15 protein-coding genes and 1 pseudogene are annotated in these 14,168 nt (G+C 69.1%); 2 read left to right on the top strand and 14 right to left on the bottom strand.

The window, feature by feature from the left end; all coding sequences use genetic code 11:
- Nucleotides 1-107, top strand: a pseudogene (locus ACLIBK_RS23430) (IS630 family transposase); the annotation flags it as partial.
- Nucleotides 108-282: 175 nt separating this feature from the next.
- On the opposite strand, the gene ACLIBK_RS23425 reads toward ACLIBK_RS23430, so the two are convergent.
- The 13 genes from ACLIBK_RS23425 to ACLIBK_RS23365 all read right to left on the bottom strand — a co-directional run bounded on the left by ACLIBK_RS23425 (nucleotide 283) and on the right by ACLIBK_RS23365 (nucleotide 12,871).
- On the bottom strand, nucleotides 283-588 hold the full coding sequence (locus ACLIBK_RS23425; RefSeq protein ID WP_415389724.1) for a DUF6295 family protein: 306 nt from the start codon (nucleotides 586-588) through the stop codon (nucleotides 283-285).
- Between the two features lie 12 nt (nucleotides 589-600).
- Nucleotides 601-1,350 carry a dienelactone hydrolase family protein gene (locus ACLIBK_RS23420; RefSeq protein ID WP_415389723.1) on the bottom strand — a complete coding sequence of 250 codons (750 nt, stop codon included), beginning with the start codon at nucleotides 1,348-1,350 and terminating at the stop codon, nucleotides 601-603.
- A gap of 437 nt (nucleotides 1,351-1,787) precedes the next feature.
- Complete coding sequence (gene htpG / locus ACLIBK_RS23415; RefSeq protein WP_415389722.1) at nucleotides 1,788-3,620, bottom strand: molecular chaperone HtpG; 1,833 nt, start codon at nucleotides 3,618-3,620, stop codon at nucleotides 1,788-1,790.
- Nucleotides 3,621-4,154: 534 nt separating this feature from the next.
- On the bottom strand, nucleotides 4,155-4,901 hold the full coding sequence (locus tag ACLIBK_RS23410) for a tetratricopeptide repeat protein (RefSeq protein WP_415389725.1): 747 nt from the start codon (nucleotides 4,899-4,901) through the stop codon (nucleotides 4,155-4,157).
- Between the two features lie 17 nt (nucleotides 4,902-4,918).
- The gene (locus ACLIBK_RS23405) at nucleotides 4,919-5,875 is read right to left on the bottom strand and encodes a type II secretion system F family protein (protein WP_415389721.1); all 957 of its coding nucleotides are present in this window, start codon (nucleotides 5,873-5,875) and stop codon (nucleotides 4,919-4,921) included.
- Nucleotides 5,875-6,831, bottom strand: coding sequence for a type II secretion system F family protein (locus tag ACLIBK_RS23400; RefSeq protein WP_415389720.1), 957 nt, complete (start codon nucleotides 6,829-6,831; stop codon nucleotides 5,875-5,877). The genes ACLIBK_RS23405 and ACLIBK_RS23400 overlap by 1 nt, the downstream gene beginning before the upstream one ends.
- A gap of 2 nt (nucleotides 6,832-6,833) precedes the next feature.
- On the bottom strand, nucleotides 6,834-8,177 hold the full coding sequence (locus tag ACLIBK_RS23395; protein ID WP_415389719.1) for a CpaF family protein: 1,344 nt from the start codon (nucleotides 8,175-8,177) through the stop codon (nucleotides 6,834-6,836).
- A 24-nt stretch (nucleotides 8,178-8,201) separates the two neighbouring features.
- Nucleotides 8,202-9,389: an AAA family ATPase gene (locus ACLIBK_RS23390; RefSeq protein WP_415389718.1), complete on the bottom strand. Its 1,188-nt coding sequence runs from the start codon at nucleotides 9,387-9,389 to the stop codon at nucleotides 8,202-8,204.
- Nucleotides 9,390-9,429: 40 nt separating this feature from the next.
- Nucleotides 9,430-9,720: a hypothetical protein gene (locus tag ACLIBK_RS23385; protein WP_415389717.1), complete on the bottom strand. Its 291-nt coding sequence runs from the start codon at nucleotides 9,718-9,720 to the stop codon at nucleotides 9,430-9,432.
- A 6-nt stretch (nucleotides 9,721-9,726) separates the two neighbouring features.
- Nucleotides 9,727-11,133: a type II and III secretion system protein family protein gene (locus ACLIBK_RS23380; RefSeq protein WP_415389716.1), complete on the bottom strand. Its 1,407-nt coding sequence runs from the start codon at nucleotides 11,131-11,133 to the stop codon at nucleotides 9,727-9,729.
- A 137-nt stretch (nucleotides 11,134-11,270) separates the two neighbouring features.
- Nucleotides 11,271-12,110 carry a Flp pilus assembly protein CpaB gene (gene cpaB / locus ACLIBK_RS23375; protein WP_415389715.1) on the bottom strand — a complete coding sequence of 280 codons (840 nt, stop codon included), beginning with the start codon at nucleotides 12,108-12,110 and terminating at the stop codon, nucleotides 11,271-11,273.
- Between the two features lie 3 nt (nucleotides 12,111-12,113).
- Nucleotides 12,114-12,614, bottom strand: a complete 501-nt coding sequence (locus tag ACLIBK_RS23370) for a prepilin peptidase (protein WP_415389714.1) — start codon at nucleotides 12,612-12,614, stop codon at nucleotides 12,114-12,116.
- An 86-nt stretch (nucleotides 12,615-12,700) separates the two neighbouring features.
- Entirely contained in the window at nucleotides 12,701-12,871 is a 171-nt protein-coding gene (locus ACLIBK_RS23365; RefSeq protein WP_415389713.1) for a Flp family type IVb pilin, read from the bottom strand.
- A gap of 251 nt (nucleotides 12,872-13,122) precedes the next feature.
- On the opposite strand from ACLIBK_RS23365, the gene ACLIBK_RS23360 reads away from it, so the two are divergent.
- Nucleotides 13,123-13,581: a TadE/TadG family type IV pilus assembly protein gene (locus tag ACLIBK_RS23360; RefSeq protein ID WP_415389712.1), complete on the top strand. Its 459-nt coding sequence runs from the start codon at nucleotides 13,123-13,125 to the stop codon at nucleotides 13,579-13,581.
- Nucleotides 13,582-13,690: 109 nt separating this feature from the next.
- Here the strand turns inward: ACLIBK_RS23360 and ACLIBK_RS23355 are convergent, their stop codons facing one another.
- Nucleotides 13,691-14,164 (bottom strand): TadE/TadG family type IV pilus assembly protein, encoded by a 474-nt coding sequence (locus ACLIBK_RS23355; RefSeq protein WP_415389711.1) that lies wholly within the window; start codon nucleotides 14,162-14,164, stop codon nucleotides 13,691-13,693.
- Nucleotides 14,165-14,168 lie beyond the last annotated feature (4 nt).

The following is a 14,168-nucleotide window of genomic DNA, read 5'->3' as shown; positions in this document are numbered from 1 at the left end:
CCCGCACCATCCCGGACCTCTGGGCCGCCATCGCCGATGCGCTCCCGCAGTTCACGCCCGCCGAGTGCGCCAACTACTTCACCGCGTGCGGATATGAGCCGGAATGACCGGAAACTGCTCTAGCTTCTTGCCCCGGGTCACGCCGGTGTTCAGCACCCTCCTGGCCAGCATGGCCCAGTGCTGAGTGGTGAGCGGGGGACACCACTGCGGGTTGAGTCCGTCACACGCACTGACCTCGTGAGAGTCGATCAGCGCCAATGCGCCATGCACTCGTCGCCGGGGTCATGCTGCCCGGGCAAGAAGCGACGGCACGCCCTTACCGCGCACCTCCGCTTCCTCACGATCCGCAGCTGCAATCGCCCGATCGAGCGCAGCGCGCAGCTCCTTGGCGGTCTCAAGCGTCAGCTCGACACCGGCGCGCGCTCCAGGCTCAAGGCCGGTGTTGATGAAGTCGAGCGTGATGACGTCGCCCAACGGCGCATGGCGCGCGTGGTCATAGGCGACCACTGCCTGTGTCAGCGGAAACCACTCGTCCCCGCGCTTCGCCATGCCTTCTGCGGGGACGATCTCGACGATGGACGTGCACATGTTCAGGGCCCCCTACTTCGCCAAGTGCTTGCCGAAGAAGCTGAAGACCTTGCTCCAGCCATCCATGGCCTGCTCGGGCCGGTAGAGCGGCCGGTGCCAGTAGAAGAAGCCATGCCCAGCGCCATCGTAGCGGTGGAACTCGTAGTCCTTCCCGTGTGCCTTGAGCTCGGCCTCGTGCTCATTCACCTGCTCCGGGCTCGGTGCGCGGTCGTCGTTGCCAAAGATGCCGATCAAGGGGCAGGGGAGGTCCTTGGTCAGCGTGATGGGCGCCACAGGCGTCTTGGCGTTGAGCTCTTCCTTGCCCATCACCACGCGGCCACCCCAGAGGTCGGCGCAGGCATCAACGTCCTGCTTCTGGCAGGCATAGAGGAAAGCGTGCCGGCCGCCTGAGCAGGAGCCGAACAGCCCCACCTTGCCGTTGTGCTCGGGCTGCGAGCGTAGCCAACCCACGGCAGCCTCGGTGTCACCGATCACCTGAGCGTCGGGAACGCCGCCCTCCGCACGGACCTTGGCCGCAACGTCGTCCGGGTTGCCGGCTCCGGCGCGCTCATAGAGGTTGGCGCAGATCGCGAGATAGCCGTGGTGCGCGAAGCGCCGCGTCGTCTCGATGTAGAACTCGCTCCAGCCGGGGAGGTGGTGGACCAGCACCACGCCCGGGAAGGGGCCTGCCCCTTCCGGCTTGGCTACGTAGGCGGTGATCGGGGTTCCGCCGTCCCCTTCGAGCGCCACGTTCTCGCAGGTCATGCCGTGGTAGAATGACATCCGTGTTCCTCCTCAGGCGCGATCTCGATGGCTCGTCGGTGCGTCAGGGTGCCACGCCGCCGTTGCTGCGCGGACCACCGGGCCTGTCCAGCGGCCTTGTCGTGCGACGAGTATTCGCCCGCCACATCACGGCGGCAATAAGCGCAGCCCCATCGCGCGGTCAGTCAGGGTGGCGATCGATCAGGCGATCGGAGGCCGCTAGTCGCCGGCCACGGACGCTACGATCTCACGGTACGGCAGCTGGGAGCGGAGGGTTTCGCGGTGACGGCCCTGTACTGGTGCTACGCCAACCGGGAGCTGCGCGAGGCGGCGACGGCCTTCCACCCGCTAGATGAATACATAGGGCAGCTCTCGCGCTTCGCTGAGGGCGAACTGCCTTGTCGGGGAGGGGAGAGGGACGGTCCGCCCCCCTCTGATAGCATCCTCCCCTAGCTAATTCAGGCCAAGCTGGCGGCGAAGGCCTCGGCCACACGCCGGGCAAAGTCGGCCGGATCGCGCGGGCTCTCGCCGTCCTGCACCCGCGCGAGATCAAGCAGCAGGCCGGCCGCGTCCGACACGTCTGCTTCCGGCTTCGCCGCCAGGGCACGGATAAGCGGATGGCGCGGGTTGATCTCCAGCACCGGCAAGCCAGCGCCGAGGCCGCGCCCGGCACGCTGGAGCAGGCGCTGCATGTGCAGGTCGGGGCCAAACTCGGGTGCGGCGAGCACCACGGCACTGTCCACCAAGCGGTCGGTCGCCCGCACCTCCGAAACATCCTTCTGCAGCGCCGCCTTGAGTAGCGGGATCAGTTCCGAAACGTCGGCCGCGTCCTCGAGCGTGCTATCCCCGGCCGCGACCTTGGACAGGTCCACCGAGCCCTGAGTGATGCTGCGGATCGGCTTTTCCTCGAAGCGGTCCAAGCGCTCCGGCCAGAAGGCGTCGATGTGGTCGGACAGCAGCAGCACCTCGACCCCACGGGCGCGGAAGCCCTCCAGCTGAGGTGACTTGGCCAGCGCCTCTGGGCTCTCGCCGGACAGGACGTAGATTGCCTCCTGCCCCTCCTTCATCCGCGCTACGTAGTCGGCGAGGGTGGTCCAGCCCTCCACGGCGGAGGAGCGGAAGCGCAGCAAGGGGGCTAGGTCCTTGCGGTGCTCCCCGTCCTCCCAGACTCCCTCCTTCAGGACGGGGCCGAAGTTCTCCCAGAACTTGGCGTAGTCCTCCGCGTCCTTGGCGCGCGTCTTCAGCTCCGACAGCACGCGGTTGGTGACCGCGCGGCGGATGCGGGCCAGTACTGGCGTGGCCTGCAGCATCTCGCGCGACACGTTCAGCGGCAGGTCCTCGGTATCCACCACGCCCTGCACGAAGCGCAGCCAGGACGGCAGTAGCGCCGCCTCGTCGGTGATGAACATGCGCCGGACGTGCAGGCGCAGCTTGCTCTCCCGCTCCCCCTCCACGGCCTGGAACGGCTTCATGCCGGGGATGAACAGCAGGGCGGTGAACTCGGTGGTGCCCTCAGCCCGCCAGTGCAGCGTGGCCCAGGGCTCGTCGAAGTAGTGGCCGAGGTGGCGGTAGAACTCCGTGTAGCTCCCGGCGCTCACCTCGGACTTAGGCTTGCGCCACAGCGCCGTGCCTTCGTTGGCGGGCTCGTCTACTCCGTCCTGTGCTACCGTGATCGGGATGGTGATGTGGTCCGCCCACTTGCGGATGATGGTCCGTAGCCGGATCGGCTCCAGGAACTCATCGGCATCAGGCTTGATGTGCAGGACGATGTCAGTCCCCGGCTCCTCTCGGCTGGCAGGTGCCAAGGTGTAGTTGCCGCGTCCTTCAGAAGCCCACACCCAGGCCTCGTCGGATCCTGCGCGGCGGGAGGTGACCTCGACGCGCTCGGCCACCATGAAGGCGGAATAGAAGCCGACGCCGAACTGGCCGATGAGGCTGGGGCGGTCGCCGGGCTTGGCGTCGGACAGTGATTGCGTGAAGGCGCGTGTGCCGGAGCGGGCAATGGTGCCGAGGTTCTCGGCCATCTCGGCCTTGCTCATGCCGATCCCGGGATCGGAGATGCTGAGGGTGCGTCCCTCCTTGTCGGGGACGATGCGGACGCCGGCGCCTTCCGGCACCGCAGGGGCTGCACCGGTCAGGGCCTCGAAGCGCCGGCGATCAGTCGCGTCAGCGGCGTTGGCGACCAACTCGCGCAAGAAGATCTCACGGTCCGAGTAGAGGGCATGGACCACCAGGTCCAGCAGACGCCCGACCTCCGCGCCGAACTCGTGGCGCTCCACCGTTTCACTCACGCACGTCCTCCAAGGCCTAAATGCACCGGAGGCGCGATATGAAAGATGGTCAGGTGGCCTTCAAGAGCCGGGGAGAAGGGAGCCCGAGCGTAGCGCCTCTCGCCAGTGCTGCTGGTCGAGTTGGGCCTGAAGCGGACCCGTTTAGCCGTTGAAGCAGACCGCCCGAGCAGTCGGACCTCGAACTTACGAGGCCGGCATCCACGCCGAAAGCGATGTAGATCAAAGCACTAAAGGTTGTTGGCTAAATCGCCCAACTCCCAACCCCCGGAGACAAAACGCGCTCCGGAGAGAGAAGTCGGCGCTCGTTCCGCAATAGGACCATCAACCCAGCAAGCAAAAACCCAGGCCATACCTGCGCTTCTGCGCGGCCTGTACTTGCTGGGAGAGAGTTGGTCTAGGGTCCGACTGGAGCAGCGGTAGCAACCGGGAGCAAACATTCTCTGACGGCGAGCTGCGAGCGACTGTCGATGGCAGTGGAGATCATCGCGGTCGAGCTCGGGCCGGTAGAAAACCACAGGCCGGAACGATCTACCTCTACTCGCGGCCAAGCTCCTGCGTGCGGTTTCCGAGCGCACGCAACAAAGCCTGCAGGTCGGCGGGGGTGGCACGGTCGCCGATCAGGTCGCGCGTTGCATCCTGATCACCCAGCGCCGCACGGGCAATCGCCAGGTTGGTCGCGACACGGGGCGTCGCGCCAGGGCGGCGGGCGAGGGGTTCGAGCACGGCCTGCGCTTCCTGGAACCGGCCCGCCAGCAGGAGGGAGACGCCGAGATTGTTGGCCGGACCAATAGCGCCGGGGGAGGCCGCCAGAGCGGCGCGATAGCTCGCCTGTGCCTCCGCGTGCTGGCCCAGCATGTCGAAGGCCATGCCGCGTCCATCGAGTGCGGCGGCATCGTCGGGCTTGGCGGCGAGCAACTGGCCGAAGGTTTCCAGCGCCGGTCGGGCCAGCCCGCGCCGGATCTGGAGCCGGCCCATCTGGTTGATCAGCGCGGGATCGCGCGGGGATTGTTGCAGGGCGCGGTCCAGGATGTCCTGCGCTTCGGCATCGTTGCCGGAACGGGAAAGGGCGCTCGCCAGGCGGGCCAGCACCGCAGGGTTGCGAGGCTCGGCCTCAGCAGCGGCCCTGTACAAGGAAAGGGCTAGGTCCAGCTGGCCGGAGGCCTCTGCCGCGGCGGCGACCCGGAGGCGTGACCCGCCATCCGGCTCACGAAGGCCCCGGGAGGTTTCTCCGGTGCCGGTGGAACAAGCTGCGAGGAGCAGGAGCCCGAGCAGCCCCCCCACGACGGAAAACCGCAAACCTACTGACCCGTGCCGAATGAGCGCCCCATCTCGATGAGGCTAGGGCCGATCAGGGCGATGAACAAGGCGGGCAGGATGAAAAGGATCAGCGGCCCGACCAGCAGTGCCGGCAGGCGGATGGCCTTCTCCTCGATCCGCAGCATGCGTTCCTGCCGCATCTCCGTGGCGAGGATGCGCAGGGCCTGGGCCAGAGGCGTGCCGTATCGCAGCGTCTGCGACAGGGTAGCTCCCAGACGCTTGAAGCCTTCTACGTCGGTCCGCTCGCCGAGCCGTTCGAGCGCCGCCCGCCGGTCGGGCAGGATACGCATCTCCTGGACCAGCACGGTGAGCTCGATCGCGATCGCGCGGTTCGTGCCGGCCATCTCCCGCGCCACGCGGTCGATCGCCGTTTCGAGCCCGAGGCCGGCCTCCGCGGCCACCACCAGTAGGTCGAGGGCATCCGGCAAGCCGCGTCGGAGGCTTTCTTGGAAGGGCTTGCGCAGCCGTCCCATGACGATGTTCGGGACGTAGATCGCCGCCGCGATGCCCAGGAACACCGAGACGCCTATCCAGAGGCCGTCGAAGCCCACGACCAGAGCGACCGCCAAGCCGCCCAAAGGCGCCAGGACGATGAGCACCGCCTTCGCGCCGAGGAACAGAGGCACCGCCCGGTCCGCATTCATCCCGGCGGCCGCGACGGCGCGCTGAAACTCCTTCAGCTCCTTCTCCGAAACCAGCGCACTGCCGTGGAGCCATTCGCCCAGCTGCCAGAGGGGCAGCCATGGTGAGATACGCTTCCGCGCGGGGGGCTGGTCGCCACCCGCCGCGGCGGCTGACGGCACCGCGGCCCGGATCCGCCGCGCGAGGTCGCGCTCCTCGGCCACGCGGGCGATCAGGGTCGCCGCTGCCACGGCGAGCCCGACGGCGCCGAGCGCGGCAGCGATGGTCAGCAGCCAGAGGGAGGAGATCGCCAGCATCAGTCCCGTCCTGCCTGCCGGATGAGGTGACGAATGCTGAACAGCCCCAGCAGCATCAGGCCGAAGCCGATCATGGCCAAGCGCTGGCCGGTCGGGTTCTCCGTGAAGGTGCGGAGGTAGAAGGGCTGGATAAAGGACATACCCGCCGCGGCCAGGAAGGGCAGGACGAAGAGCATCCCGGCCTGCATTCGGCCCTCTGCCGCCAAGGCCTTGGCCCGCTTGCCCATGGCGACGCGCTTGCGGCACATGTCCGCCAGGGTTTCCAGCGTTTCCGCCAGGCTGCCGCCGGTCTGGGCCTGCAGCCCCAGCGTGACCGCCAGGAAGGAGAACTCGGTCAGGCCGGTGCGCGCGTAGACCCGCATCAGCGCGCCGTCGACTGGCCGGCCGATCGCGATCTCGCCCACTACGCGTGCGAACTCTTCCCGGATCGGCGAGGGGCCTTCGCGGGCGATGCCGCGCAGGGCTTCGGCGAGTGGCAGGCCGGCGCGGATGGCCCGCACCACGAGGCCCAGTGCATCCGGAACCTGCTGGAACACGGCGTCCTCATATCGCCGCTTCTGCCACTTGAAGAGGCTGCGGGCGAGGAGGAGGGTACTCAGCACCCCGGCGACGGGGGCGAGCAGCATCCCGAGCGTTCCCGCGAGCCGCCACGTGGCAACTATTCCGCCGATAGCTGCGATCAGCGCCACGACTGGCCATGGGATGACCTGGGCCTCGGGCAGGTCCGGATCGAACTGCACTACGCGCAGGAGTCGGAGCTGCATGGGGCTGCGGTGCGTTTCCGTCACGCGGATGCTGGGCATCGGCAGGGCCAGGCTGACCGCCGGCTTTCCGGCCAGTGCGAGAACCCGCGCGCGCAGCCGGCCCGTCCGGCGCACCTCGATCATGGCCAGCACGCCCAGGAGCAGGCCTGCTAGGAGAATGCCCGCCAGCAGGAGGAGTGGGGCGTTACGCATCCTCAGACCTCCCGCACCGCGCGCATCCAGGTCTCGCCGAGGCCGAAATACTCCAGGCGGTCGAAGAATCCCGGGCGCATGCCCGGGCTCGTCCAGCGGCCGAGGATCCGGCCATCGGGGCCGTCGCCACCGTATTCGAAGGTGAAGATCTCGTTCATCGTGATGACGTCGCCTTCCAGCCCCGCTACCTCCGAGACCTGCGACACCCGACGGCCGCCGTCGCGCATGCGCTCGACCTGCACGATCACGTCCACCGCGCTGGCGATCTGGGTGCGGATGGCGCGGCTGGGCAGGCTCGTCTGGCCCATCAGCACCATGTTCTCGATGCGGGTCACCGCGTCGCGCGTGGTGTTGGCGTGGACCGTGCAGTAGGAGCCGTCATGGCCGGTGTTCATGGCCTGCAGCATGTCGAAGGCTTCCGCGCCGCGGACCTCGCCCACGATGATCCGGTCCGGCCGCATGCGCAGCGCGTTCTTCACCAGGTCGCGCTGGTTGATCTCGCCCTTGCCCTCCAGGTTCGCCGGGCGGGTTTCCAGCCGCACCACGTGGGGCTGCTGCAGCTGCAGCTCCGCCGCGTCCTCGATCGTCACGATGCGCTCGCCATGGTCGATCATGCGACTCATGGCGTTCATCATGGTGGTCTTGCCGGAGCCGGTGCCGCCGGAGATCACCACGTTGAGGCGGCAGCGGGCCGCGATCTCCAGCACCACCGCGACGTTCGGGGACATGGAGCCACCGGCGGCCAGATCCCGCAGATCCGCTTTCCGCTTGGCGAACTTGCGGATCGAGATGCAGGCGCCGTCGATGGCGAGGGGCGGGAACACCACGTTCACGCGGCTCCCGTCCGTGAGGCGGCAGTCCACCAGCGGGTTCGATTCGTCCACGCGGCGTCCCACCGTCGCGGCCATCTTCTGCGCGATGGCGTTCAGCTGTGCCATGCTCTGGAACCGGACATCGGTGAGGTGGACCTTGCCGCGTACCTCCACGAAGACCCGGTCCGGACCGTTCACCATGATGTCGCTGATGGTGTCGTCCCGCAGGAGCGGCTCCAGCGGGCCGTAGCCCACCATGTCGTGCGTCAGCTCCTCGGCGATCCGCAGCTCGTCGCGGCCCGAAATCTCGATCCGCTCCCGGTCCGCCACGTCGTGCACCAGGGCCCTGATCTGGGCCTGGAGGGCAGGGCCGGCGAGCCGACCGGCCGCGACGGGGTCCACCTTCTCCAGCACCTTGGTGCGCAGCAGCCTGAGTGCGTCGTCCTTGGCGCCCGCTGCGGCCGGCGGCGTAGCCGCCGGTACGAAGGTCTGGGCCGGTGGTGCTTCCTCAGCGCGTCTTCCGAAGGTCTTCACGGCGGTGGACCAGGGATGCCAAGTTTATCCGCCGGCCCGGCCGAGCAGCCGGGATAGCAGGGAGGTGCCGGCCTCCGCGGGTTTCACCGCGGCGATCCGATGCGTTAGAGGCGTCAGGGCCTTGCGAAAAACCGCGCTCTCCTCGATGGCGGGCCGGCCGAAATGGGCGGCGCGGGGCAGGTGGCGGGGCAGGTCGGGGATGATGACATCGGGCGCCGCGCCCAGGCCGTCGCTTACCAGCTTCGTTTTCAGCCCGCCGGGCAGGTTCTCCCGGTTCAGCACCGTCAGCACGTTCCCGCCCCCGAGCGAGGCGGCGAACTTGCGGATCGCCAGCGTGTCCCGGATGCCGGCAACGTCGGGTCCCGTGACCACGACCCGGTTCTGCGCCGTCGCGAGCGCGATGCGCTCGGCGACGCCGGGCGGCGAATGCGTGTCCACGACGACGAAGTTGAAGCGGGCGGTCAGCATGGCCAGCAGGTTCTTGACGCCGTTCTCCGTGGGACGCGGGGCAGCCTCCATCGGCTCCTCGGAGGCGACCAGGCGAACCCGGTCCGCCACGGGGATGGAGGATCGGTCGAGGAACAGGCTGTCCACCCGGTCCGGCTCCTCAAGCGCGACGCGCAGCCCGGTGCCGGAGCGCACGCCGAGCATGATCCCGGCCGTGCCGGTGCGCAGGTGCAGGTCGAGCAGCGCGACATGGCCGCGACTCACCTCGGCGAGTTGCAGGGCGAGGTTCACGGCAATCGTGGTTGCCCCGCAGCCGCCCCGTGCGCCGGACACGGTGATGACGCTGCCTCCCCTCTCGCCGCCGCCCTGCTGGGCCGCGCCGGTGACGTGGGGACCGAAGAAGATCGCGACGTTCTCGCGGGTCAGGGGCTTGTAGAGGTATTCGGCGATGCCGAGGTCACGCGTCAGACGCCTGTAGAGTGTGAGGTTCGAGCTTTCGCCGACCACCAGCACTCGCACATCGGGCGTGCAGACACTGGCCAGCGCGTCCAGGGCCGCGAAAGGGTCCTCGATGCCCGAGATGTCCACGAGCAGGATGGCCGGGGTTCCCTCCTTCTCCAACGTGCGGGCGGCGGTGTGCGCGTCGCCGCGTCGCGCCTGGAAGCCCGCACCGACGTCGACGAACCCGCCGCGCAGCGCCGCCTCGCTCTCGTCATCGGTCACGAAGGCCAGAATGGGCACCCGCGACTGCTCGGGCGGCGCCACGTAACGGCTCTCCTGGGCGGCATCCCGCGCCGGCTTGCGCTCAACGTGCATCTGCGCCTGCCGAGGGTGCGGCGCCTGTGGCAGATCCCCAGGTCGAGAGCGGCAAGGGCTTGCGCCGGTCGTTCAGCAGCCGGTTGATCGGCGCTGCCGCTGCGGCGCCGCGCTCGTCCCGCGCGGCAACGCCACGGTTGGCATCCGCGGGGTCGGACAGCATGGCCTGCAGGTTGATCTCGTTAACGCCCGTCGGCTGCCAAGTGCCGGCGCGGCTGAAGTCGTCGTGCCGGCAGGCGGCCAGCAGTAGGAGCAGAAGAGTGCAGGACAGCCTGGGCACCGCGCCTCACTCCACCAGGAAGCCGGCATCGAAGCGGGCGCGCAGCGGCTCCGGCCGGCTGCCGCGCTCGATCTGGCGGCGCTCCAGGATACGGTCGAGGTCGGAGGCGGGGCGAACCCGATCCGTCGGCGCGGCCAGGGCCCGCGGGTCCGAGACGGGCCGGACCAGGTAGGGTGTGACGATGATCACCAGCTCGGACTCGTTGCGCTGAAAGCTGTTGGAGCGGAACAGGGCGCCCAGCACGGGAAGGTCACCCAGGCCGCTGAGCCCGTTGCTCCTGTTTGCGCTATTGCGCTGCAGCAGGCCCGCGATCGCGAAGCTCTGGCCGGTGCCGAGCTCGACGCTGGTTTCCGCCCGGCGCACGTGGAGCGCGGGGATGGTCACCACGCCGTTGGAAAGCGGCAGGCTGATTGCCCCTTCCGTGGACAGCTCGCTCACCTCCGGCCTGACACGCAGGTTGAGCCGGTCCGGGCCCATCACGGTGGGCACGAAGGCCAGGGATACGCCGAACTGCTTGAACTCGATGGTGATGGTACTGCTGTTCGCGCCGCTGTTGGCCGCCACGGGGATCGGGAACTCGCCGCCGGCCAGGAAGCTCGCGACCTCGCCGGACTGTGCCGTGAGGTTCGGCTCGGCCAGGATGGTGATGAGTTCGTCGCTCGCCAGCGCATCGATCACGGCGTTGATGTCGAAGCGGGAGGAGCTGATCCCGGCCCCGACGCGGGCTACGGAGTTGGTTGCCGAGAGACCTCCCGTGATGGCGCCCACAACCCCGCCGGCGACGCCCGTCCGCAAGCCGATCAGGAAGTTGTTGCCGTCATTCGCGAGGGCCTGCCAGTTGAAGCCGAGATCACGCGAAACCCGGCGCGAAATCTCGGCCACGCGGACCCGCAGGTTCACCTGGAGCGAGGAGAGCAGCGACAGGGAATTCACGAGCTCCGGGCCGTCGCCCAGCGCCGCGCGGGCGATTGCCTCGGCGCGCTGCGCGTCGGCGGCGCTGGGAACGGTGCCCGACAGCACGAAGCCGGTGCGGCCGGCCGCTGCCACGCGCACGCCCTCCGCGCCGCGCACCATGCGCCGGATCATGCCCTCGATGGCGGAGGCCGAGGGCGGCGGTGGCGCGGGAGCGGCGGCCGGCGCACCCGGCATGACGAGGGGGCCCGCTGCGGGCACCGCGGTGCGGCTCGGCGACACGGTGACGTCGTACTCGGCGACCGGCGTGCCGTCCTCGGCGGTGGCAACGATCGTGGTGCGGCCCGCGGCGACGGCCATCAGGAACAGGCTGGTGGGCGAGGCGGGCTGGACGCGCGCCACGCGCGGATCGGCCGCCAGCACGGTCAGGGCAGGGCGCGGCAAGGTCACCAGGCGGCCGGTTCCGGCCTCCAGGGCAACGGCGAGGGGCACGACGGCCACGGCGGGCGTTGCCGGGGCCGGCCTCGCCAGGTTCGCGAAGGGCGAGGGGGCGGAAGCGGGCGCCGGCGGCAGAACGGTCTGCGCGAGCGCGGGCGCGGCGAGGAGGCAGAGGGCCAGGGCACCTCGGAGAACATGCATCACCGGAACATCACCTCTTCCTTTTCGCCACCTTGGATCACCTGCATGCGCGCCCCCTGGGACATGCTTCCCGCCGCGAGGGCGGGCGACACATCGGCCCCGAACACCGAGCTGCCGGTCTGCGCCGAGGCTTCCGGCGGCTCGATCGAACGCACGGTCAGCGAGATGCGCCCGAGGCGGCTCGCCACGGCGACGCGTTCGGCCTGCGCGCCCGTCACCTCCAGCGTCACGGTCCGCGCGATGCGGCCGGCGCTGGCCTCGTTGCCGATCGTGCCCTGGGTGAACTGCTGGTCCACGGCGATGACGCGCACGTCGGCGAGCACCGTTTCGCCGATTACTCGGCGTCCCAGCGGCGCGTCCGTCGCGGCGAGTTCCTGCGTTAGGATCAGGTCCACCTGGTCGCCGGGCCAGATCAGCCCGGCGGTGCCCGTGACCACGTCCACCCCGACGGAGATGGCCCGGAAGCCGGGACGCATCACGCCGGCCAGAAAGCCGCGGTCCCGCGGGCGCAGCACTTCGGCGCGTGGCAGGGGCTCCCCGGCTTCCAGGTAGCGCCGCAGCAGGCCACCCTGCAGTTCCTGGCGAGCCTCCTCGAGGGCAGCGCCCGGCGGCACTGCCTCGGGCGCCACCTCGCGCACGGTCAGGTCCGCGTCCTTGAGCAGCGTGCCGGCGGCCAAGGGGTGGGCGGCGACGAGCATCCGCACCAGCACCGGCGCAGGCGCGGCGGGCGCCTCCGCGATGGGGACAGGATCAGCGGGGGCGAAGGCGCGTAAGGCCAGCGCCCCGAGGCCGATGGCGCTCAGGAGAAGGGAGAGGATAACGAGAACCCGGAGATACATGCGTCAGGGCCCCGGCGAGCCGAGCAGGGCTACCGCACCCCCGGCGGCGATGGCCACGGCATAGGGCAGCGGCCCGCGCCGGCGGATGCGCCATGCCTCGACCGCGAGCACGCGGCCGAGCAGCCCGTGACCTCCGGGGCTACGGGGCGCGAACCTCGCCGCGGCGAGGTAGCCGGCCGCCAGCACGCCTCCCGCCAGAACCGTGGCGACCAGGAAGTCCCAGGCTGCCGCCGGTGGCATCGCGACGACCAGAGCGCCCGCGAGTTTGACGTCGCCGCCGCCAAGGAAGCCCCGCATGGCCAGGGCGAGGAGAGCGCAGAAGAGCATGCAGCCCACGCCGAGCGAGGCCAGCAGAGCCGGCCAGCCGACCGGCACGCGCAGGGCAAGCGAGACGAGTAGGACGGCGAGGCAGAGACCGTCCGGGATCAGCCGCGTGGCGATATCATGCCAGGCGGCCAGCATCAGCAGTCCCAGCATGAGCAGGATCAGTGAGGCGTCGGACATCGAGAATCGCCTGCTGTCCCCGGCACCGTCGGAGAAAAGCCCGGCCGGCGCACATCCGGGCGCGCCGCCGGGCCACGCACCCGCCGTTAGCCGCCGAAGATGCTCGCGAACCGGGTGGAGATGCTGCCCCCGAGTGTCGCTGCGGCAGCACCGACCGCGATGACGATGCCGACGGCGAGCACGGCGTATTCGGCGGCTGTCACACCCTTGCGGTTGCGAAGGGTGGCCACAGCGAGCGGGACAAAGTGATCGAGCACGGAGGCCTCCTAAGGTTGGATCGGCCGGCTGCAGCTCGCGCATTTCGAGCGTCACAGTCGTTCTTCGTTAACTGAATTTAGTACTTCTGGTTTCATGCAACCGCAAGTTGCTTTGCAGCTTTTTAATGGTCATGCTCCGTGGACGAAGCATCGTCGGCTGGCTGGTCCGGGGGGACGAGGTGGGAACATGGGGAACAGATCCTCCGCGGGAGTTGTTCCCGGCTCCTCATGCTGCCCCTGCGTCCAGGCGGGTGGAGAAGGTTCCCGGCGATCTGGCTGACACGCCGAGCCGTGGCACGGAGGTCTGGCGCAGCCGGAGCGGCGCGGCCGCTCTGGAGTTCGCGCTGGTCGGGGTGCTGCTGCTCAGCCTCTTGATCGGGATCCTGCAGGTCGGTCGGTACCTGATGATCCTGGGGGCGGTTCGGATGGTGGCGGCAGACGCGGTGCGTATGGCGGTCCTGCGGGGAACGGCGAATCTGAATCGCAGCGCACCCGCTTGCAGCAACCTGTCGGGCAACCTTCCCGGGGCGGCTGCCAGGGCCTCCGTGCTTCAGGATGCCGGTCTTTCCGTGGTGCTCAGCGACTGCGGTACTCGTTCCGGCGTGACAACCGTCACGGTGACGGTCAGCTATCCGTTCACCTACTCGATCCCCCTCGTGCCGAGCAGGGCGCTGCAACTGCGTGAAACCGCCAAGGCCGTGATCAACTAGGCACTGTGCGATGCAGCCTCTGCCCGGTTCAACAGGGTGGCGCAGAGTGGCACCCCTACCCCGGTAGCGCCGGAATACCGGCCTGTTCCTGCACCGGGAGAACGGGCTGTCAGTGCAGCCGTAGTTCCACGTTGCCCCGAAGGTTCGGACGATGCGGGAGGAGATAAGTGCTGATGGGCGAGATGGGCTGGAAAGGCTGGGTCACGGTGATCGAAATGTAGCCGATCGGTGCCTGGACCACGGTGCCGGTCGTGCAACTGCCGGTGGTGCAGTCAGCGGCCGCGCCGTTATCGCAGCGACAGACCATCTGTGGCGAGGAGACCGTCACGTTCTTCCATCCCGTGACCTGGTCCAGCACCGTGTTCGTGATCCCGGCCGTGTCCTGCGGCCGTGCGAAGGCGTACTGGGCGCCGGCGCGTGCGGCCATCTCCAGCCGCATGGTGCGCCACATGGCACTGCCCACATCGTACATGCTGAACAGCAGGAGCAGGAGCGCCGGTGCGACCAGGGCGAATTCGACGGCGCTGACGCCCCTGCGGTCGAGCAACGCGCCGCAAAGGGACGATCGTATCCGTTGCCGCATCGAG

It is taken from the genome of Roseomonas sp. BN140053 (genome assembly GCF_047690175.1).
Classification (GTDB): Bacteria; Pseudomonadota; Alphaproteobacteria; order Acetobacterales; family Acetobacteraceae; genus Roseomonas.
Note: the sequence above shows the minus strand (reverse complement) of the source record. Positions and strands in the feature narration are given on the sequence as shown.